The following is a 22,384-nucleotide window of genomic DNA, read 5'->3' on the forward strand; positions in this document are numbered from 1 at the left end:
AGTGGCAAAGTAATGATGCTAAATTCTGCGCATTCAACGTGTGCGCTCATCTGGCCCCGCGGGAATACCTAACCTCTCTCAACCATTCTGTGGATATGGACATCAATGAACAAAACCAAACTCTCGGTTGCGCTGTCCTGCGCTGTTGCCGTCTTGATGTTGAGCGGATGCGCTGCCTCTGTGAAAAGCGGCGGAACTGAAACATTGGTTATCCAGGAGACAGCCAAGCAGAACCTGGTCGTCAACTTCCAGGGAAACAGCAAGGTTGAACAAAACGAGGATTGGTCTCGCTTGAAGCAAGAGTGGAATGACGCTCTGCAAGTGGAAGCGACTCGCGCGGGCTACCACCTTACCGAAGCCCAGCCGACAAGCCTCGACGGCAAAGACGGTGTCGGCATCAAGATCAACGTGACCAACTTCCGTTACCTGACCCCAGGCGCGCGCTACGGAGCCGGGGTCATGGTAGGCAATGCGTGGGTCAGCTCCCGCGCAGATTACTTGGATTTGAAATCAGGTCGCCTGATTGGCACCCGGACCTATGACACGTCCTCGTCTGCTTGGGAAGGTGTCATGTCGGCCATGACCCAAAAGCAGGTCCAGGCTATTTCTCAGCAAATCATCAGCGACATCAAGAGCGCGAAAGCCAAGTAAGACGATTCTTGCTTAGCGTATCGACGCTTGAATTGGGCGTTGATCTCATGTCTTTTGCTGTGAAGCTTTTGGAAAAACGGAAAGAAAGCACGCCCTGAGGAAGGGTTTATCAATGCCTAGGAAATATCAGGAAAGCAAAGCAGTGACTGCTGCTGACATCGAGCGCTCTATCCAGGCACTGAACAAAATGGCCGAGCGCCTTTGGGGCGATGGTCGGGAGGCTGAGGCGAAAGCGCTGATCGACGCCTTGGATGCGTTAAACAGAGCCCTCGACCGGATCAGAATTGGAGAGAGCCGCAGGGTGCTTCATTGATGGTGGTGCAGGCCGGTAACGCTTTGTTTTGAGTGGGTCTACCTGCTTACGGGAAAATAAATCCGTTCCCTTTTTCGCTTTCGCCGCAACGCAAAAGCCCCGATCCAAGTCGGGGCTTTCTCATTTCTGATAGAGGCAAAACCCGCTCGATAGCGACTGTGCTTGTCAGTTCTTGCAGGCTACCTGCGGAGGCGCAGCAGGCGTCAGCTTTTTGGGAATGACAATTGAAGTGCCAGGGAAAGAGGCGAGTTCGAAAACCCCGAGGATGCACATCAGCGTTTGCCCGCCATCTTTGTTGGGGCTGCTAGCCACGCCTGCCAAAGCTTCATAGTCTTTCCCTGGTTCCAGCTTGTAAACCAGTGCCTGGCCGCCGCAGGACGAGTAAGTGCTGCCATAGCCACCAATGGTTGCGCCCAGGGTTGCAATCTGGAAGGGCGCATCAGCCCTGACGCGATACTCGGTCACGATCTCTTTGTACGCCCCTTCGGCCATCCGAATGGCAGGGATGTACTCGATAAGAGTGGGCATAACGCGTTGCGGCATGCCAATGTTCGCCGTCTTCAGAGGGTACTGCGGATAGTTGATGCTCGCCGTCCCGTCCCGCCCGAAACGTCCAGCTTCAGCCATCTTGTGACGGGTGGCGGGAGCACAACTGCCAATGATGCTATCTCCATACACGCTGGAGTTCGTGATGACCCGAACGCGGGCCAAGCTGTCGGATTGAGCAGGTTCTTCGTAGGGAACTGAAGGTATTCCAGAGCAACCGGCAAGTGCTCCAGCAAAAAAAATGACGAAAGTGACGACCCGCATGACCATGTCCTTATGTGCTCGATAACTCAAAAAAAAACCGACACGATGGCCGGGATTTTCGTGCACTCCTATACGCGCAGGAGTGGCGGGATGGATGGTGGCTCATTGGCTCGCTGGGGACAAGCAGCTTTTGTCTCACCCAATCCCTTCGCGTCCAACAGTGCACAGGTCGTGATCAGGTGGGCTCGTTCGCTGTAGCACGTCCCCGTCGTAGCTCACCTTGGGAATACTTCATATCTATCTATACTCAGCGTTTCTGCCCGGATATTCATCGGGCGCCTTCAGGGACGAGGAGAATAGACATGGCTTCCAGCAGCACACTCGCTCCAAAAGATGAAAGCGGAATTGTCAGCGCTCTCAATGGCGTCGTCACGAAAACCGATGTGATTGCGAACGCGATAAGGACCGGTAGGCACATCAATGTGACGTTGGTCCGAGGAGGGAGTGCTGCAGGTTGCGGGGCTGCGGTCACTTCCAAGAGCGCGGGAGGGGAGCCGGCCAATGCGGCGTGTGGGGCACCGACACTGCAACAAATGATCAGTCAGGTGGGTGGCTCTCAGCCAGGGATACCCCAGGTGAAATTGCCGGAGTTCACTTCTGTTGCGGCTAACTCCGCAAAATGGGCACGGCGCGGTGGTTGGCTCCTGGTGGAAATCAATACGAGTTATCTCATCGCTGGAGATGCTGGAGAAAGCGGTTGGGTATGCCTGAAGAACGCACCTCTGGTTTCTGCGATTTATATTCCCCATCCTACTGCTGTGTCTGCGCCTGGAGGAAAAGCGCTGCCTAATGCCGACTGATGCCTCCGCCGATAAAAAAATGCTGTCGTTTACGCCGAGCATCAATCCGCGCCACGTTATTGAATGCGCCAAATGGGAGACGGGAACAGACCATGATTATGAGAGGGCCGAACATAGATGAATTAGAATCGTGGCCTGTCGCAAATTTTTAAGCCGTGGTTTAACGACCAAGTTTTTCCATGGCTGCATCAGCCAGGAAGGATGAACGACTCTTGATGTTGTGTTCCCGGACGAAGCGGTCGATCTGTTGTACAACAAAGCCTGGCAGGGGCACGTTGACCTTCTCGGTTTTGCCCAGGTAAGGCGTGATGTCCACTTCCAGCATGCTCCAGCCCATATCAGCAAACTCTGGATTGCTCCGGTGATGAGCTGTGGTAGACGGCATTGGGATCGCTTTGCCGCTTGACGCGATCTCCTCTAGCATAATGTTGGCGATTTCGACGGCGGCACTGTAAGCCTCCTCGAACGTGTCGCCAGCGGTGATCGCGCCAGGAATGTCTGGGATCTGAATGCCGATGGCGGTTTTCTCGTCGCCCCATTCGATGCAGATTGGATATTGCATAGGTATCTCCTCAGGAGGTGCAGAGGGTCAAGCCGGCTACATCAACCCGGCCAGTTTCTTGATCGCCCTTACAGTTCCGATTGGTAGGTCTGCTCTGCACCTCCATCTCCTTGCTTGGTAGATGTCTGTTTCAGTAGCCACTCATTAAAAACCCGCACCGCCGCCTGCCGCTCCCGCCCCGGCACGCACACCACGCTATACCGTGCCCCCGGCAGACGCACCTCAGGGCGATAGCCAACCAGTTGCCCTCGCGCAACCGCGTCAGCAACCAACACGTTACTGGCGAGCACCAGTCCATGCCCGGCAATGGCTGCCTGCAGCGCATGTTGTTCCTCGTCGTAACGCCGAAAGCGCGCGTTATCCAGCCAGCTCAGGGTGCCTGCCGCGGCGCACCAGGCTGGCCAGTCGACCGCGACGCTTGAATGGCTCAACCACGGTACGTCGATCAGCTCGACAGGTGAGTTCTCTAAGGGCGGTTGCCAGTCGGGGCGGCAATAGACGCCGAAGTGCTCATCCAATAAAGGCTGTTCGATCAGCTGTGGGTCAGGGGTGAACAAGGCGCGGATCGCCAGGTCGATGCTTGCGTCACGCTGGAGGTCCACTACCTCGTTGCTGCTGTGCAGGCTGACGTCGATATCCGGGTGCAACCGATGAAAATCCCCAAGCCGGGGTATCAACCACAGGCTGGCGAATGCCGGCGTGGTGCTCACCACCAGCGACTGCGCAGCACACGGTGGCGACAGCATCTGCAGGCCGTGTTGGATATCCAGCAGGGCCCGGTGGATGTGTGGTTGAAGGCGTTCGCCGTCGGCGCTCAGGCGCACGTTCTGGCTGGAACGTTCGAACAGTTGCATCCCAAGAAAGGCCTCGAGGCTTTTGACTTGATGGGAGATCGCCGCCGGGCTGATGTTCAGTTCCTGGGCCGCTGCCTTGAAGCTGCCTAGCCTTGCGGCAGACTCAAAGCCGCGCAGGGCGGTGAGGGGCAGTTTGGCGAACATGGGAGGGTGGGTTACTCAGGTTGAGCGTGGCTCAATTTAGCTCAATTGTGCGTGGGCGCTCAACTCGCCAGGCTGTGGTCTCCTCACCCCAATCGAGAGAGCCACGATGCAAGGCACCCCCCGCAAGATTCTCCAGGCGATCCTCTATGAGGCTGGCGGCGTGCTGTTCGTGGCGCCGGCCCTGGCGCTGACCTACGATCAAGGTTTGGTCTATTCGACCCAACTGTCATTGGTGATTTCTGCCGTGGCGCTGGCCTGGAACATGCTTTTCAATGGCCTGTTCGAGTGGTGGGAGCGCCGCCAGTACCGCCGTCACCGCAGTTGGCGTCGACGCTTGCTTCATTCCTTGGGATTCGAGGGGGGATTGACGTTGATTCTGACTCCGGTGATTGGGGCGTGGCTAGGCATCAGTCTTTGGCTGGCACTGATCACCAACCTGGGGCTGTTTGTGTTTTTCTTTTTTTACTCGTTGGTTTTTCAATGGGTATTCGATCGAGTGTTCGATGTGCCGCTTTCGGCGCAGCCCGATCAGGATGCTGCCTCCAGTGCCAATACTCCCTGAGCCTGAATGGACCCCGGGCCGACGGTCATACCACCTCGGACTCACCTGTGATGAGCGCTGAAGACAGTGTGGCTCACCACAACGCGACGCTGGATGGGCCGTTCTGCCAACTGGTTCCGGCAGAGGAGCAGGACTTCCGGTAACTTGGGCTTGTTGCCCAACGCCCGCGATATTTTTGGAGTGCTCCATATGAAGTTTTTTCTGAGCGCGATCACCGTCATGCTCCTGACGGGATGTTCGACGCTTGCCGAAACCTTTGACGACCACCCGCGTTGTGGCGCTCATCCCTATTGCGGATCTTCCACGGATATCGAGGTGATCAAGGGCGCCACGGAGGAAAACGCTGGTGTGCTCCGTGTGTTGTTACCGGTGGCGCTCATTGACCTGCCGTTCAGCCTGGTTGCCGATACATTGTTCCTGCCGTATACCGCGTTCAATACCGAACCTGCGCATAAGTAGCCGGAGGAAGCGTGGCTGTGAGAAACAGGTTTATAGCGGGTGCGTTTTTTCTGCTGATGGCCATGATTGTTCAACCGGCCTACAGCAGTGGGGGAGATGAGTCCGAAGAGAGCGCATCGTTGCTCTGCAAGCTGCTGGATGGCACGGATGCCTTGACCCAGGCTTCCGAGTTCTCGGTAGAGCATCGCACGGTCAATATCGTCATAGACGGTTCTTCAGAAGACGCCAACAAACTCTGCCCGGAGATCCTCGCCCTCGTTGAACAGAACGAGTTGGTCTTTGCCCATGGCTGGGCTGTGGAAATCATCTCTTCCAGCCCGGACTATGGCGTCATTGGAACTTGTCCGTTGTTGTGAGGGGCGCCGCATAAAAGTTGTAGGCGCTTCCTGTTTATGATTTAAAGGAGCGGCTCCAAGTCGAGCATTGCGTAGCATTATAGAAACCGCGCCTGGAAGGCGCCGACCGAGAGAGGCGGATTGTCTCCAGGTATCTCAAAAGGGATTTTAGCTATGAATCTGTCTCTTCAAGACATCGCACCTGACCAAGTCGACGCGCTAAAAAAACAGTCTCAAGCGGCTTATGACGTAGAAGTCAAACGGCTGCAAGATCAGAACGTGCATCCCAAGTCCCTGGCAGGGGGCGGATCCCGGCAGGGCATTTGTGGCTACTTCCGCTTCGAAAGTAGCGACAGCGTTGACGGGTCCCACGCCGAAACGATTCAGATCACGGCTTTGTCCGCCATGATTGGCCCAGATGCTCCCCAGCAAGGCATCCGGGTGCGATTTTCCGGCCAGGCGACCGGCACGGGCACCCATTTGAATACCTCCGATCTGTACCTGTTGGGTATGGCGCCTGAGGCCGTAAATCTCATCGGGGTCCAGCTGACACTACAGCTGTCGATAAGCGCTGGCTCAATCAAGGTGTACATCTTCGAAGGGACCCGCTTGCAGGCCGTGCTGGTCAATCCCCAGCAGTCTCCACCTGATTTCGACGGAGAGTTCTCCGGTAGCGGCGTCGGTACGTTCACGCAGGCGTGATGTAACTCGTGCACAAGGCCCTGGCACATAAGCCAGGGCTTTCTTGGCTTCTGTTCCTTGCTATCCCTTCGCATCTCCGGTCAAAGCCGACAGGTACTCAGCGGCCTTGCGATACTTTTCAACCCGCTCCAGATCGTTCTGGCTCGGCCTGTCTAGCCGTGACAAATCACTGTTTTCCGCAAGGTCGGCCAACTTCACCCGACGCGCCAGGGGATCACGGCCAGCCCGTTCGATGAAGGCCTGATAGGTCTCGCCTTCGCGCTTGGTGAGGGAGTCGATGGCGGCCAGAACAGCCTCGCTGAAACCCTCGTTACGCAGGTCTGCCAGAGTCACGCGGGTGTCTTCGACCACGTCATGCAGCACCGCCACGATACGTTCGTCGTGATGCGCCAGACGCAACATGACCTTCAGCGGGTGCAGGATGTAAGGCGAGCCACCTTTATCGGTCTGCCCTTCGTGAGCCCGGGCGGAAATCGCTATGGCTTTCTCAAGCGTACTCATGCCACCTCACTCGTTCTCCAGGGATGCTCGACGCGGGGACTGATCGACCGCGCGACAATCTTAGCGTCAGACAAGCGTCTTCGATATGAACGGGGTCACTGATGCATGAGGTTATCGAATAAGGCCTGTTCGAATTATGTGCTTTTCGGAAGTCGCCTTCGGCTCGCATACTGACTTCCTTTAAGCCGATCCTTGAACGAGGCGCTGTCTTGTCACACGTTGAACCCCCTCTGCACGAGTTGAAGCGCGAGTACATCTACGACGGCTTTAAGCTATTGATGCCGATCTCTCTGTTCGTCGTCGTGTTCGGGGTCGCGTTCGGCCTGGCTGCAGCGCAAACGGGCTTGAGTGATACATCGGCGGTACTCATGAGTACGCTGGTATTTGCCGGCGCTTCACAATTTGCCGCGCTGGATCTGTGGGGCGAACAGGTGCCCGTGGTGCCGTTGATCATCACCGTGTTCGCCATCAACGCCCGCCACCTGTTGATGGGCGCGACGCTCTACCCGTGGCTGCGGGAGCTGCCGGTGGCCAAGCGCTACGGCGTGATGCTGGTGGTCTCGGACGCCAACTGGGCCATGGCGATGCAAGCGTTCAACCGCGGCAAACCGGGGTTCGGGTTGTTGTTCGGGGGCGGCATTGCGCTGTGGGCCGCCTGGATCCTGGGCAGTTGGCTGGGCCTGCATTTTGGCAGCGCTATCCAGAATCCCGTCAGTTTCGGGCTCGACATGGTGATGGGGTGTTTCCTGCTAGCGATGGTGGTCGGCGGCAAGAAGAACTTGCGCATGTTCATCATCTGGACCGTCGCAGCCTGCTCCTCATTGATGGCCTACTGGTACTTACCGGCCAACAGTCATGTCGTCGTGGGGGCTTTGGCGGGCGGGCTGCTGGGCGCGTTGTGGATGGAGGAAAAACAATGAATATCGCGACGACGGGGTACGGCACGCTGGTGATCATCCTGGTCATGGCGCTGGTGACATTGGCGACTCGCTGGGGCGGGGTCTTCGTGATGTCGTTCGTACCGATCAACTATCGGGTGCAGCAATTCATCACCGCTATGTCGGGCTCGGTATTGGTGGCGGTCCTGGCACCGATGGCGGTCAAGGGGGATGACGGCGCACGCCTGGCGTTGCTCACCACGGCAGTTGTCATGCTGGTCCTGAAGAAACCGTTGCCGGCGATTGCGGCGGGCATACTGGCAGCTGCTGTGGTGAGGCACCTTTGATGCCTATGATTTCATGGGTGGAAAGCCCCTGATCGTGAGCTTTCCATGATTTCCCATGGAATCGCTACTTTTTACTCCATGCCTCACCCTTTCAGTCGCAATACGAAAGGGAATACCCGGCGGGTCTCAGCAAACCGACCGACTACGACGATGGCATGGTCCTGCTGTACCGTCAGTGCAGACAGAAACATTTCGTCTTTCATGGGATATTCGGTCCAGCCATGGTTTTTGCCGAAGCTGACGTCGAACGTCCCATCGGGCTGATAACGGCCAACGATCAGGAGCTCTTCATTTTTCCCGGAGCTGCCACAGGTCACAATGCGCCCGTCCGGTTGAACCACACAGTCGTACCATCGAGAGCTATCATTCATGATACTCAGGATGGGCTCGCCATAATTGAAATTCGGATCTGCGTTGCCTTCCTTGTCGATGCTTGCCAGCATTCCATGAGTCGTACGCCGAGTGGCGGCGCTCCTACCGCTGCCGACTCCGACAAGCGTGAGGTCATTTCTGAATGCGATGGAGTTGAAAGTTCCTCTGCCTTTATCGCCGACATCAAAGACAAAGCCACCTGCGCCAAAGCTCAAATCGAGCTGTCCGTTCAAATGTACTCTGACCCATGCCATGTAATTCTTTTGGTTGTACTGTATATGACCTCCCAGATAGATATGGCGATCGGTGACCAGCATACTTCGTGCATTCACATGATGGGTATCGGGGTACGGCTTGGGATGCTCGATGATACTTCCTCCCTTGTTGCCGAAGTCCTGTACGAGATTGCCGGAGTCATCCAGACACATGAGCAGTGTCAGGGCTTTGCCCTCTCTCGTAGTAAATCCAGAAATGTAGGTGCGTCCGCCATGCAAAAATAACGAAGATTGTCCGGACTTAAGATATTTTGGCGTAGGGGAGTCGGCTGCAAAATCGTAGCTCTTCATGCTGTTATCGTTGAAGTCTTCATGGAGCGGAACCGAGATACCGTTGACTCCGAATGAAAGATCCAGCATGCCGTTTGGCAGATAACGTGCCAGTGCGAAATTGATACCATAAGAGGGTAATTCTACCTTCCCCAGAATAAGGATTTTTCCATCCGGTAACACGTGAACCTGTTCCGCCAGGCTCGTTGAATCGGGTATGAATGTATTTGTGACGGGGCCGCCGTTATTGAAGGTCTGATCGGGAGTGCCATCAGGATTGAGTGCAGTAATTATGTATTGACTACTGAGATTGAGTGCAGTGCCACCCACGATATACAGCTTGTTTCCCGGACCGATTGCGACGTCGCTGGCGTCTGTTCCGGAAAGAATGAAGATCTGACCGTTATTGAATTCGGGATCAAGTTCGCCTGCCCGGGGTGAGGCTGCGTTTGTAGTTTTACTGTTGTCGGTGTCCACGCCTGTATCTCCATTTGGGGTACTGGCGTCATTTCATGCCTCGATTCGATTCATGGCTACTGTCAGAGTTGACAGGTCGCGCAATGTATCTGATGAGTGGTGATGGAAGGACTTATGCAGCTCATAAAATCCTGTACACGTGTTTCCAGAAGGTGCTTCTCAGATCCCCTCGACACCGGAGTGAAAAATCAGATCGTGCAGCCAATGCCTTCCACGAACGAATGCTCCAGAACGGGAGCCATGAGGAACACAGACGACTCCTGCGTCGCATCGACAGACGGCAGTTCAAAATCGCCCAGCACCTGCGCATGAAACTCACTCAGCCGTATCAATTCTTCTTCCTTTGCCTTTGCCTTTGCCATTCTCGCGTGGTTCGCTGCGATTTCATTGAGAGTTGACACGGTACATCTCCGGTGGCTGACCAAGCGTGATTGGGTTGTCGCAGCGCCAGGATATCGTCGTCCTGGCTGGCTAGGGCGATTGCTGCAAACCCTGAGCCAGACGTGGCCGGGCAAGATCGGAGGCGCCCTACAGGCGATGAATGGAGATTCGCACGCCAGTGACGGTTCAACCATGTCTCAACTGGCGGTCATCACCTCAGCAGCGGGGACATGATGTGGAACTAATATCACCCTAAGCGTCCATATGTGCAGGGACCTTCCCTTTTTAGTGAGAACCATCATGCTCAAATCGCGCTCGTTGATTGCAGTGGTGACTTGCTTCGCCTTGGTGGCGGGGCCTGAAATTGTCGTTGCGGATCCGGGGAACGGCAAGGGAAACGCTCAGTTCGACCAGGGTCCGGGTCACGGGCAGGGCAAAGGAGGACAAGGCAACAAGGGTGGTCAAGGCAACTACGGTAACCAGGGTGGTAAGGGCAACGCTCACGGTGGCGGTGGCGATTGGCACAACGGCCCGAGCATCGACCGGGGCGGTATCATCGGCGTGATCGGCGGTTATCGCGATTATTGGAGCCCCGGCCCGGCACTGCCGCCGGGTATCCAGAAGAACCTCGCCCGGGGCAAACCGATGCCGCCGGGTATTGCCAAGAAGCTGGACGGGCGCCTGTTGGGACGCTTGCCGCACTACGATGGCTACGAGTGGCGGCAGGTCGGCACTGACCTGATCCTGGTAGCGATAGCCACGGGCATCATCTACGAAGTACTGAACGGTGCGTTCGATTGAGACTCGGTTGAATCAGGCGTAGCAGCCTGTCCGCAGGCTGCTGCATCCTCAGTTCTCAAGCTGCCGCAGACGTTTGTACAGGGTATTGCGGCTGACCCCGAGCCGCCGTGCCAGGTGCGAGATGTTTCCGCCGACCGCCTGCAATTGGCGGTTCAGGTCCTCGGCATCGTTCAGGTCCACCGACAGCGGCTCCGGTGCCTCCACCGGGTCCATCTCCAAGTCCACGAAGAAATCATCCGGCAGGTGTTCCGGGCGGATCGGCTGTTCCTCGGCCATCGCCAAGGCCACTTGCAGCACGCTGCTGACCTGCCGCAGGTTGCCCGGCCATGGATGACGCTCGAACAGTTCCTGCACTTCGCGGCTGAGGCCGGCCCATTGGGTCGGCTCGCGATGATGTTCCCACAGGCGTTTGAACAATGCCTGTTTGTCGCTGCGTTCGCGTAGCGGCGGCAGTTCCAGGGTCAGGCCGCCGATGCGGTAGTACAGGTCTTCGCGGAAACGGCCCAGTTGCACTTGTTCGCGCAGTGAGCGGTTGGTGGCGGAGATGATACGGATGTCCACCGGGAACAGCTCGGCGCTGCCCACCGGTTGCACGCAACGCTCCTGCAACACCCGAAGCAAGCGGGCTTGGGTCGGCAGGGGCATGTCGCCGATCTCGTCGAGGAACAATGTACCGCGGTCGGCCTTGCGGATCAGGCCGATGCTGCCTTTCTGGTTGGCGCCGGTGAAGGCGCCTTTTTCGTAACCGAACAATTCCGATTCCACCAGCTCGGCCGGGATCGCCGCGCAGTTGACCGCAATGAACGGCTGCTTGCAGCGGGAGCTGGCCTGGTGCAAGGCTTTGACGAACACTTCCTTGCCGACGCCGGTTTCGCCGTGGATCAACAACGGAATGTCTTTTTCCAGCAAGCGTTCGGCCTGACGCACGGCCTTTTCCACGCGGCTGTCACCAAAATGCAGGGTATTGAGGCTGATGGCGTGGGCGGCGGGAGCAGGGGCGGGCGAGGGCGATGGTTCGGTGAAGACGCGTGGTTTGATCGACACCTGGTTCGGGCGCTTGAGCATGCACTGGAAACGATTGCGCCCGGCTGCTTGCAGGGAAAACGGCAGCCCGTCGGGCTGGTTCAGCAGCTCCAGCAGCGAAACCTTGAACAGGCTTTCGATGCTCACCCGCGCCAGGCTCAGGCCCAGCAGGTTGTCGGCCCGGCGGTTGGCGGAGAGTACCTGGCCGCTCTCGTCGAAAATCAGCAGGCCGGCCCATTGGCTGTCGAGGTTGTTCAAACCGGTGTTGAAGATCAGTTGGAAGTGTTCACCGCGGAACAGGTTGAGGATCAACCGGTTCTCCACGGTCTGGCTCATCATCTTGACCATGCCCAGGGTGTGGGAGGGCGGCAGATAGCTGTCGCTGGACACGTCCAGCACGGCGATGACCTTGCGCTCGGCATCGAAGATTGGCGCGGCGGAGCCGGTCATGAAGCGGTTGGCCTTGAGGAAGTGTTCATCGTGTTCGATGTGCACCGCCTGCTCGCAGGCCAGTGCGGTGCCGATGGCGTTGGTGCCGGTGCAACGCTCCATCCAGCTCGCCCCGGCGCTGAAGCCGTGGGCCAGTTTTGGCTCGATGAAGCGCTGGGTGCCCCAGGAGGTCAGCACCTGTCCCTGGTTGTCGGCCAGCATGATCAGGCAATTGGAATTGCTGAGGATGTTCTCGTAGTAAGGCAGGACTTCCTGGTGGGTGGTCTGCACCAGGGAATGCTGGCTTTCCAGCAGCTGGGCAATGCCTTCGGCGGGCAATGGATCGAAGGTCGGCGCGCTCTGGTGATTCAGGCCAAAGGCACGGCAGCGGGACCAGGAGGCCTGGATGATGGCGTCGTGGGACAAGGCAGGAGCTGGTGCGGCCATGGGGCACTCTCGCAGAAGCTGTTCTTATTGTTGTGGTGAGTTTCGCACAGACTCCTTGTGCTGGGGCAAGCCCCGATTGCCAGGTAGAACGCAAATCCTGTGTCCCTCGCTCGGACGAGCGCTATCGCCTCTATCGGCAATGTGGATGCTGGCTGATCCACCGCTATCGCGAGCAGGCTCGCTCCCACAGGAGACAGTTCAGCCTCAGAAAACGTTCATTCATTGTTGTTCATAATTGTTCATTGTCAACCGCCGAATTGTTCAGTTGTTCAGTCATGCTTGTTCACTTGTGTTCATCAGTGAACGTATTTTTCCTACGGAAATCGCTAAAACCCAACAAATTCAGCGGGTTGAAATTTCTGGCACGGCTTTCGCTTTTAACCTTCGGTCGCTTGACTCCAAAAAATAAAAAGGCCGAGCCATGTCATTAACGCTTGAGCACATTTGTCGCACCGTCGAGGGCCAGACCTGGATCGACGATGCCAACCTGAATTTCGAACCCGGATCCTTCAACGTTCTGTTGGGCCGCACATTGTCCGGCAAGACCAGCCTCATGCGCCTGATGGCCGGCCTGGACAAGCCCGACAGCGGTCGCATCCTGATGAATGGCGTCGATGTGACCCATCGTCCGGTGCGCCTGCGCAACGTGTCGATGGTCTATCAGCAGTTCATCAACTACCCGACCATGACCGTTTTCGAAAACATCGCCTCGCCCTTGCGCCAGGCCGGTGTGTCCAACGAGGTGATCCAGAGCAAGGTGCTGGAAACCGCGAAGATGCTCCGGATCGAAAAATTCCTGAAGCGCCATCCGCTGGAACTGTCCGGCGGCCAGCAGCAGCGTACCGCCATGGCCCGCGCGCTGGTCAAGGATGCCGAGCTGATCCTGTTCGATGAGCCGCTGGTGAACCTGGACTACAAGCTGCGTGAAGAGCTTCGCCAGGAAATGCGCGAACTGTTCCAGGCCCGCCACACCATCGCCGTTTATGCCACCACCGAGCCCAACGAAGCGTTGGCCCTGGGCGGCACCACCACGATTCTGCATGAAGGCCGGGTGATCCAGAGCGGCAAGGCGGCCTCGGTCTATCACCAGCCGCAAACCGTGCTGGCCGCCGAGCTGTTCTCCGAGCCGCCCATCAACCTCATGCCGGGACGTATTGCCGGTAATGAAGTGAGCTTCGCCAATTTCGTGCACTTCCCGCTGAACGTCGACCTGCGCCCGGTGGGCGAGGGCGAATTCCGCTTCGGTGTGCGCCCCAGCCATATCTCGCTGGTGCCGAGCAACGACGACGACCTGGAACTGGCCGTGACCGTCGAGGTGGCCGAGATCAGTGGTTCGGAAACCTTCCTGCACGTGCGCAACGAGCACTTCCTGTTGGTGCTGCATTTGCCCGGTGTGCATGAGTACGACGTCGATGCGCCGATCCGCATCTACATCCCGACCCACAAACTGTTTGTCTTCGATGCCCAGGGCAAGTTGGTTCAGGCCCCGGGCCAGCGTATTGCGAGGGTTGCCTGATGGCCGAAATTCATTTGCAGAACCTCGCCCACAGCTACACCAGCACCCCGGCGGGCCCCGAAGATTACGCGATCCGCGAGATGAACCACGTCTGGGAGCAGGGCGGCGCCTATGCGTTGCTCGGGCCTTCGGGGTGCGGTAAATCAACCTTGCTCAACATCATTTCCGGTCTGCTCAGCCCCTCCGAGGGCCAGGTGAAGTTTGACAATAAAGTCGTCAACGACCTGAGCCCGGAGCAGCGCAACATCGCCCAGGTGTTCCAGTTCCCGGTGGTCTACGACACCATGACGGTGTTCGACAACCTGGCGTTCCCGCTGCGCAACCAGGGCATGGCCGAGGCGCGAATCCACACCAAGGTGCAGGAAATCGCCGAAGTCCTCGACCTGCAGAATCTGCTGGACAAGAAGGCCCGCAACCTCACCGCCGATGAAAAGCAGAAAGTCTCGATGGGCCGCGGACTGGTGCGCGACGACGTGTCGGCGATCCTGTTCGACGAACCGCTGACGGTGATCGACCCGCACCTGAAATGGAAGCTGCGGCGCAAGCTCAAGCAGATCCACGAGCAGTTCAACATCACCATGGTCTACGTCACCCACGACCAGTTGGAGGCCTCCACCTTCGCCGACAAGATCGCGGTGATGTACGGCGGCCAGATCGTGCAGTTCGGCACGCCCCGGGACTTGTTCGAGCGCCCGAGCCACACCTTTGTCGGCTACTTCATCGGCAGCCCCGGGATGAACCTGATCGAGGTCACCGCGCAACCGGGCGGCGTCGGTTTCGGCTCGACCCACCTGCCACTGTCCGAAACCCTGCAAAAGCGGGTGGCGGAGGCTGAAGGCAAGACCTTGAAAGTCGGTATCCGCCCTGAGTTCGTCCACGTCTGGGAAGGCCCCTACGACGACGCCATGCGCGCCGAAGTGACGCATGTCGAAGACCTGGGCACCTACAAGATCCTGACCCTCAACCTCGATGGCGCGTCGCTGAAGGTGCGTCTGGCCGAGGACAAACCGGTGCCGGAAGGCACGGCGTATATCAGCTTCCCGGCCCAATGGCTGATGGTGTACGCCGATGAATATCTGTTGGATTCGTCGAGTGAGGTGCAGCCATGAACAAGGTGCAGAACAACAAGGCCTGGTGGCTGGTGTTGCCGGTGTTCCTGCTGGTGGCCTTCAGTGCCGTGATCCCGATGATGACCGTGGTCAACTATTCGGTGCAGGACATCTTCGACCAGTCCAGCCGCTATTTCGTCGGTGCCGACTGGTACAAGCAGGTGCTGATGGACCCACGGCTGCACGACTCGCTGCTGCGCCAGTTCATCTATTCGGCCTGCGTGCTGCTGATCGAAATTCCCCTGGGCATTGCCATCGCCCTGACCATGCCGACCAAGGGCAAATGGTCGTCCCTGGTGTTGATCATCCTGGCGATCCCGCTGCTGATTCCATGGAACGTGGTCGGTACCATCTGGCAGATTTTCGGCCGCGCCGATATCGGCCTGCTCGGTTCGACCCTCAACGCCCTGGGCATCAACTACAACTATGCGGCCAACACCATGGACGCCTGGGTGACGGTGCTGGTGATGGACGTGTGGCACTGGACCTCGCTGGTGGCGCTGCTGTGCTACTCCGGGTTGCGGGCGATCCCGGATGTGTATTACCAGGCGGCGCGGATCGACCGGGCGTCCAACTGGGCGGTGTTCCGGCACATCCAGTTGCCGAAGATGAAGAGTGTGTTGCTGATCGCGGTGATGCTGCGTTTCATGGACAGCTTCATGATCTACACCGAACCGTTCGTGCTCACCGGTGGCGGCCCGGGTAACGCCACCACGTTCCTGAGCCAGACCCTGACGCAGATGGCCATCGGTCAATTCGACCTGGGCCCGGCGGCAGCGTTTTCCCTGGTGTACTTCCTGATCATTCTGTTGGTGTCGTGGCTGTTCTACACCGCCATGACTCACTCCGACGCCAACCGTTGAGGCCTGCACGATGAGCAATAAAAAGCTGATTCCGTTGCTGCTCTACATCCTGTTCCTGCTGGTGCCCATCTACTGGCTGCTGAACATGTCGTTCAAGAGCAACACCGAGATCCTCGGCAGCCTGACCCTCTGGCCCCAGGATTTCACGTTCCACAACTACAAGGTGATCTTCACCGACCCGAGCTGGTACACCGGTTACCTGAACTCGCTCTACTACGTGAGCCTGAACACGGTGATTTCCCTGTGCGTGGCGCTGCCGGCGGCTTATGCCTTCTCGCGCTACCGGTTCCTGGGGGACAAGCACCTGTTCTTCTGGCTGTTGACCAACCGCATGGCGCCACCGGCGGTGTTCCTGTTGCCGTTCTTCCAGTTGTATTCGTCCATCGGGCTGTTCGACACCCATATCGCCGTGGCCCTGGCCCACTGCCTGTTCAACGTGCCGTTGGCGGTGTGGATCCTCGAAGGCTTCATGTCCGGGGTGCCGAAAGAAATTGACGAGACCGCCTACATTGACGGCTACAGTTTCCCCAAGTTCTTCGCCAAGATCTTCATCCCGTTGATTGGCTCCGGCATCGGCGTGACGGCGTTCTTCTGCTTCATGTTTTCCTGGGTCGAACTGTTGCTGGCCCGCACGCTCACCTCGGTGAACGCCAAGCCGATCGCAGCGGTCATGACCCGCACCGTCTCGGCCTCGGGTATCGACTGGGGCGTGCTGGCGGCGGCGGGGGTGTTGACCATCCTGCCGGGCATGCTGGTGATCTGGTTCGTTCGTAACCACGTGGCCAAGGGCTTTGCCCTGGGTCGAGTCTGAGGAGTCGATGATGGAATGGATGAACTGGACCGTCCCCACGGCGGTATTTTTTGGGGTCATTGCCTTGTTCCTGGTCGGCATGACCACTTGGGAGTTGCGTTCGCCGAGCATCCCTCGGCGTGGTTTCCTGCCGATTGCCACGACCCGTGGCGATCGGTTGTTTATCGGTCTTCTCGGTAGCGCCTACCTGCATCTGCTGGTAATCGGCGCCACCGACTGGAGCATCTGGATAGCGTTCGCGTTGTCTTTGGTGTGGCTGTTGGCAGTGATGCGGTGGGGCTAAGTGGCCTGTGTGGCTAATTCGTGCACTCAACTTCGGCGCCAGAGCTCGCCAGGCTGCGTTGCCATTCCTCGCCGTAGCGGGCTACGACTCGTCATGGCGCCTTGCCTGGCAAGCTCTGGCACTCGAATTTGAGTACTCGAATTAACCGTACAGGCCACGTCGAAAATTCGACGATCAGGCTCTTAAACCCAAACAGGAGGTCTCTATGTTCAATAAAAACAATAAGCTGCGACATAGCGTTTCATTGGCTGCCGCACTGGCACTCAGCGGGTTGAGCGCTGTGGCCTGGGCTGACGCCTATGAAGACGCCGCTAAAAAATGGATCGGCAGTGAATTCAAGCCGTCAACCCTGACAGCCGAGCAGCAGCTTGAAGAACTCAAGTGGTTCATCAAGGCCGCCGAGCCGTTTCGTGGCATGAAGATCAACGTGGTGTCGGAAACCCTTACCACCCACGAATACGAGTCCAAGGTACTGGCCAAGGCCTTCACCGAAATCACCGGGATCCAGTTGACCCACGACCTGCTGCAAGAAGGCGACGTGGTGGAAAAGATGCAGACGGTGATGCAGTCGGACAAGAATATCTATGACGGCTGGGTCAACGACTCGGACCTCATCGGTACGCACTTTCGCTACGGCAAGACCGAATCGATCACTGACCTGATGGCCAATGAAGGCAAGAACTTCACTTCGCCGACCCTGGACATCAAGGACTTCATCGGTACGTCGTTCACCACCGCGCCGGATGGCAAGCTCTATCAACTGCCCGACCAGCAATTCGCCAACCTCTACTGGTTCCGCGCCGACTGGTTCGAACGTCCGGACCTGAAGGCCAAGTTCAAGGAGAAGTACGGCTACGAGCTGGGCGTACCGGTGAACTGGTCGGCCTATGAAGACATCGCCAAGTTCTTCTCCGAAGACGTCAAGGAGATCGACGGCAAGCGCGTCTACGGCCACATGGACTACGGCAAGAAAGACCCATCCCTGGGCTGGCGCTTCACCGATGCCTGGTTCTCCATGGCCGGTGGCGGCGACAAAGGCCTGCCCAACGGCTTGCCGGTGGACGAGTGGGGCATCCGCGTCGAGGACTGCCATCCGGTCGGTTCCAGCGTGACCCGTGGCGGCGATACCAACGGTCCTGCGGCCGTGTTCGCCACCACCAAATACGTGGATTGGCTGAAGAAGTACGCGCCACCGGAAGCGGCGGGCATGACCTTCTCCGAGTCTGGCCCGGTACCGTCCCAGGGCAACATTGCCCAGCAGATTTTCTGGTACACCGCGTTCACCGCCGACATGACCAAACCGGGCCTGCCGGTAGTCAACGCCGATGGCACGCCGAAATGGCGCATGGCTCCGTCGCCGCGCGGCCCGTACTGGGAAGAGGGCATGAAGCTGGGGTATCAGGACGTGGGTTCCTGGACCTTCATGAAGTCCACGCCTGAGAAGCAGAAACTTGCGGCTTGGCTTTATGCGCAGTTCGTGACGTCGAAAACCGTGTCGCTGAAGAAAACCATCGTTGGCCTGACGCCGATTCGCGAATCGGACATCAACTCCCAGGCGATGACCGACCTGGCGCCGAAGCTCGGTGGCCTGGTGGAGTTCTACCGCAGCCCGGCCCGCGTGCAATGGACCCCGACCGGGACCAACGTTCCGGACTATCCGCGTCTGGCGCAGCTGTGGTGGAGCCACATCGCCGAAGCGGCCAGCGGCGAGAAGACTCCGCAGCAGGCACTCGACGGCCTGGCCAAGGATCAGGACGCGATCATGACCCGTCTGGAACGCTCCAAGGCCCAGGCCACCTGCGCGCCGAAAATGAACCCGGAACGCGACGCGCAGTACTGGTTCGACCAACCGGGCGCACCGAAGCCGAAACTGGCGAACGAGAAGCCTAAAGGCGAAACCGTGAGCTACGCCGAACTGCTGAAATCGTGGGAAGCAGCCCGTAAGTAAGCGTCCTGCAATAAATGAACGGCACCGAAAGGTGCCGTTTTTTTTGACCCCAGGAAACACCACCGACCCCTGTGGGAGCCGGGCTTGCCCGCGATGACACCAGCCCATCCAACATCGATACCAACAGACCCACCGCCATCGCGAGCAGGCTCGCTCCCACATTGGATCGCGGAGACCCACACCATCCAGGCATGCCGCCAAACCCTGTGGGGAGCGAGCCTGCCCGCGATGACGCCAGCCCATCCAACATCGAGGCCAACAGACCCACCGCCATCGCGAGCAGGCTCGCTCCCACATTGGATCGCGGAGACCCACACCATCCAGGCATGCCGCCAAACCCTGTGGGGAGCGAGCCTGCCCGCGATGACGCCAGCCCATCCAACATCGATTCCCACAATGGATCGTGGAGGTACACACCTCCAGGCACCCCACAGTCAGGGTCACTGCAAAATCATCAGCCTGCCTTGACCTTGCTTGCCTGCGGGCCTCCGGCCATGGGGGTGGGGCGGGCTTTCATCAGGGTATCCAGCGCCTGCCGATAGCTCTTGCCGGCCAGGCTCATGCTGTTGTTGTGCGTTCCCCCAGGCACCAGCAGCAGGTGCTTCGGCTCATGGGCCGCCTTGAACAATTGCTCGCTGAAACGCGGTGGAACGTAGTTGTCCGCCGCGCCATGCACCACCAGCAGCGGCATGTTGATCTCGGGGATCTTGTCGATGGAGTCGAACTTCTGCGACAGCAACCAGCGCACGGGCAGGGAGGTGTCCGCCATGGCGGTCGCCACATCGCCCAGCGAGGTGAAAGTGGATTCGATGACCAGGCCTCGGGCCGGCACGGCGCTGCCGTCTTTCGCCGCCTTCTGACCGAGTTCGGCGGCGAGGTCCACCGCGACGGCGCCGCCGAGGGAATGACCGTAGATCAGCCGTAGCGCCGGGTCCGGTTGCAACACCTCAAGTCGTTCCCAGGCGATCCGCGCGTCCTCGTAGACGCTGGCCTCGGACGGCAGGTCGCCATGGCTCTTGCCAAAGCCACGGTAATCGATCGCCAGCACCGAAAAGCCCAGGGCGTGCAACTGCTGGATGCGAAACAACTGACCCGTCAGGTTCCAGCGCACCCCGTGCAAATAAAGAATCGCCGGTGCGTTCTTGCGTTCGGCCGGCCACCACCAGCCATGGATATTTTCCCCGGCCTTGAAGCTTTTGGGCTTGAGGTCGAACTCCTGCACGCTGCTCGGGAGGCCGCTGAACCAGCTCGCCGTGCCCGGTTCGATGCGAAATACCAGCTCCCGCTCCTTGTGCTGCAACACCGCACAGCCCACCGGCAACCCGACCAGCATCGCAGCCATGCACAGATAGGCGAACCAGCGCCGCCGACGGCGTGGAAGTAAAGGTGAAGGCATCGAGTTATTCACTGCGCAAGACAAAGCTGCCTTTTAACAGATTCGCTGGAGCAACGGAGGGTTTTTCGGACCGCTGTCCTGGCGTACGAACGATCTAGCCTCTATGGCACAAGGGACATTACGCGTCCTCAAGCTGCAACAGCTCAAACGTCCGCTCAGTCTTGCCATACCCCACCTTCGGCACCCCCGCCAGGCATTGACCCAGCACCTGGGTCAATGAGCAGCCAGGGGCCAGATAGACGTCGCCGAAGTCCCCGTCCAGTTGCATTGGATGAACAATCACTTCCAGCAAACCATCGTCCGGTGCTGCGGCATGCAGCAAGTCGGCTGGCATGCAGACATAGTCGGCCGTCGCGCCGCATAAACGACGCAGGCGGCGGTTGAGCAGGGTCTTGAAGATGCGCTTGGGTACATTCAGGTTCGCTCCGAGGTTGCGTGCCAGGCGAATGGGCACCTTCTGCTGCGCAGCGAAGCGCGCCACCAACTCTCCGATGGGCCAGATGTTATGTACGTGCTGATGGGAGTCGAGGTGGCTTGGGCGCACTCCGTGATCCAGGCAGCGTTGCCATTGCGCCTGTAGTTCGTCCTGTATTGCGGCGCGGTCCTTTGCGCCCAGATGCAGGCAATAGCGTGACAGGCTGAAGTTGAACCGGCCATCTTCATCGCAAAACGCGGGGCGCGACTTTATGGCCCGGCTCAACGGCTGACCATGGCTGAGATTGAAATGCAGGCCGATGCGCCCTTTGAGCCGTGGCTGTCGGGCCATTACACACGCCTGTTTGAAACCCGGCATATTAGTCATGACGGTGGCAGAACTGATCAGTCCTGCTTCGAAGGCTCGAACGATTGTCGCGTTTTCGCTGAAGCGCAACCCGAAGTCGTCAGCGTTGATGATCACTTGGCGGGGCATGTGCGATCTCCTGTTCCTTGGGGATAGGGGTTGACTCTGTCGCGGTGGTTTTTTTGGACGGAGGTTTGGGAAGCCAGGGTTTAAGACTTTTCCAGAGTCGTAAGGCGAGCCCGAGGATCAGGCCATCGGGTTGCCAGGAATAAAAACTCCAACGCCAGTGCTCCAGTTGTCCGGTCATGCGTTCGTGCAATTGATGGCTGGAATTATTGAGGCTGACCCGTGACGCATCGATCCATCGCCAGTTTTCGTCCAGCCCCCAACGAATCCACTCTTCGAGCAATACCCGGCCGCTGCCCAGGTCGGCGTGCTGCGGTAGGAACGCCAGGTTGTAGTCGTACAATCGGCCTTGGTCCAGCAGGCCGAGGCGATAGCTGATGCATTCGCCGTTCAGTTCCAGCAGCACCACCCGCACCAGGCCCTGGGCGGCGAGGGCGGTGAAGGCGTGGTTCATCCATTGCCGACGCCTGGGGTCGGAGAAGATGCCGACGCCTTCCTCGCCTTTCCAACTGGCGGCCTCGACATCGGCAAGCGCCCGCAACAGTTGCCCCATGCTGATGGCGTCCGGCGTCACCCGGCGGATTTCGGCACCGCACGCGGCGATCCGCTTGCGCGCCCGGCGCAGTTTGTAGCGTGGATCGCCAGAGACTTCCTGATGATCACCGTCGCTGATCAAATGCACCGGAACCCGGCAGCTGAGCCGCCGCTCCCCGGTGGAGCTCAGGGCCATCCAGGTGCTCAGGACGCTTTGCTCGCCGACCGGCTCCACCACTTCATTGAGTTGCAACATCGCGTGGGGCACCTGCTGACGGATCTGCATCAGCGCCTGGCCCATGCCTTCGGCGTCCAGGCGCGCCAGCAGGGCGATGCGGTCGGCCAAGGGGTAACCCAAGTGATGCAACACCCGGAAGCGCAATCCGCCGATACGCTCGCGTCCCGAAACCAGGGGCAGGCACAGAGACAAGTCCTGGTCTTGCCAGCCCAGTAACACATGCAATTGTTGATCAGGCAGCAGGGCGAACTCCGCCGCCTGCAGCCAGGCCAGGGTATTGAACGGTGTTGCGTCGGCCACCTGGGTTCGCAGCTGTTCATAAGCTGATACAGGAAAGTCCGCCGCGCCCAGGGAGCGACACCATTGGAACCGGATGGTCATGGAGG

26 protein-coding genes and 1 pseudogene are annotated in these 22,384 nt (G+C 58.6%); 17 read left to right on the forward strand and 10 right to left on the reverse strand.

Going from position 1 to position 22,384, the window contains the following annotated elements:
* Positions 1-105 precede the first annotated feature (105 nt).
* Positions 106-651, forward strand: a complete 546-nt coding sequence (locus tag N005_RS07445) for a DUF4410 domain-containing protein (RefSeq protein WP_047700595.1) — start codon at positions 106-108, stop codon at positions 649-651.
* A 112-nt stretch (positions 652-763) separates the two neighbouring features.
* On the forward strand, positions 764-964 hold the full coding sequence (locus N005_RS07450; RefSeq protein ID WP_047700596.1) for a hypothetical protein: 201 nt from the start codon (positions 764-766) through the stop codon (positions 962-964).
* Positions 965-1,129: 165 nt separating this feature from the next.
* Here N005_RS07450 and N005_RS07455 read toward each other — a convergent pair whose 3' ends face one another.
* Positions 1,130-1,774 carry a hypothetical protein gene (locus N005_RS07455; protein ID WP_047700597.1) on the reverse strand — a complete coding sequence of 215 codons (645 nt, stop codon included), beginning with the start codon at positions 1,772-1,774 and terminating at the stop codon, positions 1,130-1,132.
* 302 nt (positions 1,775-2,076) lie between these two features.
* Here N005_RS07455 and N005_RS28825 point away from each other — a divergent pair, with 302 nt between their 5' ends.
* Entirely contained in the window at positions 2,077-2,574 is a 498-nt protein-coding gene (locus tag N005_RS28825; protein ID WP_144402638.1) for a hypothetical protein, read from the forward strand.
* Between the two features lie 160 nt (positions 2,575-2,734).
* Here N005_RS28825 and N005_RS07460 read toward each other — a convergent pair whose 3' ends face one another.
* Together N005_RS07460 and N005_RS07465 are read right to left on the reverse strand one after the other, a co-directional pair.
* On the reverse strand, positions 2,735-3,136 hold the full coding sequence (locus tag N005_RS07460; RefSeq protein WP_047700598.1) for a type II toxin-antitoxin system HicB family antitoxin: 402 nt from the start codon (positions 3,134-3,136) through the stop codon (positions 2,735-2,737).
* 68 nt (positions 3,137-3,204) lie between these two features.
* Positions 3,205-4,134: a LysR substrate-binding domain-containing protein gene (locus N005_RS07465; protein WP_052126364.1), complete on the reverse strand. Its 930-nt coding sequence runs from the start codon at positions 4,132-4,134 to the stop codon at positions 3,205-3,207.
* Positions 4,135-4,240: 106 nt separating this feature from the next.
* On the opposite strand from N005_RS07465, the gene N005_RS07470 reads away from it, so the two are divergent.
* The 5 genes and pseudogenes from N005_RS07470 (at position 4,241) to N005_RS07485 (ending at position 6,192) form a co-directional block, all read left to right on the forward strand.
* A complete protein-coding gene (locus N005_RS07470; protein ID WP_047700599.1) occupies positions 4,241-4,696 on the forward strand; it encodes a PACE efflux transporter in 456 nt (151 codons plus the stop codon).
* A gap of 17 nt (positions 4,697-4,713) precedes the next feature.
* Positions 4,714-4,839, forward strand: a pseudogene (locus N005_RS28080) (cysteine hydrolase); the annotation flags it as partial.
* Between the two features lies 1 nt (position 4,840).
* Positions 4,841-5,155: a YceK/YidQ family lipoprotein gene (locus N005_RS07475; protein ID WP_236675597.1), complete on the forward strand. Its 315-nt coding sequence runs from the start codon at positions 4,841-4,843 to the stop codon at positions 5,153-5,155.
* 11 nt (positions 5,156-5,166) lie between these two features.
* Positions 5,167-5,511: a hypothetical protein gene (locus N005_RS07480; RefSeq protein WP_047700601.1), complete on the forward strand. Its 345-nt coding sequence runs from the start codon at positions 5,167-5,169 to the stop codon at positions 5,509-5,511.
* 153 nt (positions 5,512-5,664) lie between these two features.
* Positions 5,665-6,192 carry a hypothetical protein gene (locus tag N005_RS07485; RefSeq protein WP_047700602.1) on the forward strand — a complete coding sequence of 176 codons (528 nt, stop codon included), beginning with the start codon at positions 5,665-5,667 and terminating at the stop codon, positions 6,190-6,192.
* Between the two features lie 60 nt (positions 6,193-6,252).
* Here the strand turns inward: N005_RS07485 and N005_RS07490 are convergent, their stop codons facing one another.
* Positions 6,253-6,693, reverse strand: a complete 441-nt coding sequence (locus tag N005_RS07490) for an HD domain-containing protein (protein WP_047700603.1) — start codon at positions 6,691-6,693, stop codon at positions 6,253-6,255.
* A 209-nt stretch (positions 6,694-6,902) separates the two neighbouring features.
* Between N005_RS07490 and N005_RS07495 the strand changes: the two genes are divergently transcribed.
* Both N005_RS07495 and N005_RS07500 read left to right on the forward strand, forming a co-directional pair.
* Positions 6,903-7,613, forward strand: coding sequence for an AzlC family ABC transporter permease (locus N005_RS07495; RefSeq protein WP_047700604.1), 711 nt, complete (start codon positions 6,903-6,905; stop codon positions 7,611-7,613).
* Entirely contained in the window at positions 7,610-7,918 is a 309-nt protein-coding gene (locus tag N005_RS07500; protein WP_047700605.1) for an AzlD family protein, read from the forward strand. Before N005_RS07495 ends, N005_RS07500 begins: the two co-directional genes overlap by 4 nt.
* Before the next feature lie 83 nt (positions 7,919-8,001).
* On the opposite strand, the gene N005_RS07505 is transcribed toward N005_RS07500, so the two are convergent.
* Positions 8,002-9,312, reverse strand: coding sequence for an NHL repeat-containing protein (locus tag N005_RS07505; RefSeq protein ID WP_047700606.1), 1,311 nt, complete (start codon positions 9,310-9,312; stop codon positions 8,002-8,004).
* A 188-nt stretch (positions 9,313-9,500) separates the two neighbouring features.
* Positions 9,501-9,713 (reverse strand): hypothetical protein, encoded by a 213-nt coding sequence (locus tag N005_RS07510; protein WP_047700607.1) that lies wholly within the window; start codon positions 9,711-9,713, stop codon positions 9,501-9,503.
* 280 nt (positions 9,714-9,993) lie between these two features.
* Between N005_RS07510 and N005_RS07515 the strand changes: the two genes are divergently transcribed.
* Complete coding sequence (locus tag N005_RS07515; protein WP_047700608.1) at positions 9,994-10,494, forward strand: anti-virulence regulator CigR family protein; 501 nt, start codon at positions 9,994-9,996, stop codon at positions 10,492-10,494.
* A 48-nt stretch (positions 10,495-10,542) separates the two neighbouring features.
* Here N005_RS07515 and N005_RS07520 read toward each other — a convergent pair whose 3' ends face one another.
* Positions 10,543-12,393, reverse strand: coding sequence for a sigma-54-dependent Fis family transcriptional regulator (locus tag N005_RS07520; RefSeq protein ID WP_047700609.1), 1,851 nt, complete (start codon positions 12,391-12,393; stop codon positions 10,543-10,545).
* A 421-nt stretch (positions 12,394-12,814) separates the two neighbouring features.
* Between N005_RS07520 and N005_RS07525 the strand changes: the two genes are divergently transcribed.
* The 6 genes from N005_RS07525 to N005_RS07550 all read left to right on the forward strand — a co-directional run bounded on the left by N005_RS07525 (position 12,815) and on the right by N005_RS07550 (position 18,923).
* A complete protein-coding gene (locus N005_RS07525; protein ID WP_047700610.1) occupies positions 12,815-13,909 on the forward strand; it encodes an ABC transporter ATP-binding protein in 1,095 nt (364 codons plus the stop codon).
* Positions 13,909-15,018 (forward strand): ABC transporter ATP-binding protein, encoded by a 1,110-nt coding sequence (locus tag N005_RS07530; RefSeq protein WP_047700611.1) that lies wholly within the window; start codon positions 13,909-13,911, stop codon positions 15,016-15,018. Before N005_RS07525 ends, N005_RS07530 begins: the two co-directional genes overlap by 1 nt.
* Positions 15,015-15,881: a carbohydrate ABC transporter permease gene (locus tag N005_RS07535; protein WP_041023710.1), complete on the forward strand. Its 867-nt coding sequence runs from the start codon at positions 15,015-15,017 to the stop codon at positions 15,879-15,881. The genes N005_RS07530 and N005_RS07535 overlap by 4 nt, the downstream gene beginning before the upstream one ends.
* Before the next feature lie 10 nt (positions 15,882-15,891).
* Entirely contained in the window at positions 15,892-16,692 is an 801-nt protein-coding gene (locus tag N005_RS07540; RefSeq protein WP_047700612.1) for a carbohydrate ABC transporter permease, read from the forward strand.
* Between the two features lie 10 nt (positions 16,693-16,702).
* Positions 16,703-16,975, forward strand: a complete 273-nt coding sequence (locus tag N005_RS07545; RefSeq protein WP_047700613.1) for a DUF2160 domain-containing protein — start codon at positions 16,703-16,705, stop codon at positions 16,973-16,975.
* Positions 16,976-17,180: 205 nt separating this feature from the next.
* Complete coding sequence (locus N005_RS07550; protein WP_041023707.1) at positions 17,181-18,923, forward strand: ABC transporter substrate-binding protein; 1,743 nt, start codon at positions 17,181-17,183, stop codon at positions 18,921-18,923.
* A gap of 454 nt (positions 18,924-19,377) precedes the next feature.
* Here the strand turns inward: N005_RS07550 and N005_RS07555 are convergent, their stop codons facing one another.
* From N005_RS07555 to N005_RS07565, 3 genes are all read right to left on the reverse strand, one after another.
* Positions 19,378-20,319, reverse strand: coding sequence for an alpha/beta hydrolase (locus N005_RS07555; RefSeq protein WP_047700614.1), 942 nt, complete (start codon positions 20,317-20,319; stop codon positions 19,378-19,380).
* Between the two features lie 118 nt (positions 20,320-20,437).
* Positions 20,438-21,229: a carbohydrate deacetylase gene (locus tag N005_RS07560; RefSeq protein WP_047700615.1), complete on the reverse strand. Its 792-nt coding sequence runs from the start codon at positions 21,227-21,229 to the stop codon at positions 20,438-20,440.
* The gene (locus N005_RS07565) at positions 21,201-22,379 is read right to left on the reverse strand and encodes a GNAT family N-acetyltransferase (RefSeq protein ID WP_047700616.1); all 1,179 of its coding nucleotides are present in this window, start codon (positions 22,377-22,379) and stop codon (positions 21,201-21,203) included. Before N005_RS07565 ends, N005_RS07560 begins: the two co-directional genes overlap by 29 nt.
* Positions 22,380-22,384 lie beyond the last annotated feature (5 nt).

It is taken from the genome of Pseudomonas mediterranea CFBP 5447, assembly GCF_000774145.1.
Taxonomy (GTDB): Bacteria; Pseudomonadota; Gammaproteobacteria; order Pseudomonadales; family Pseudomonadaceae; genus Aquipseudomonas; species Aquipseudomonas mediterranea.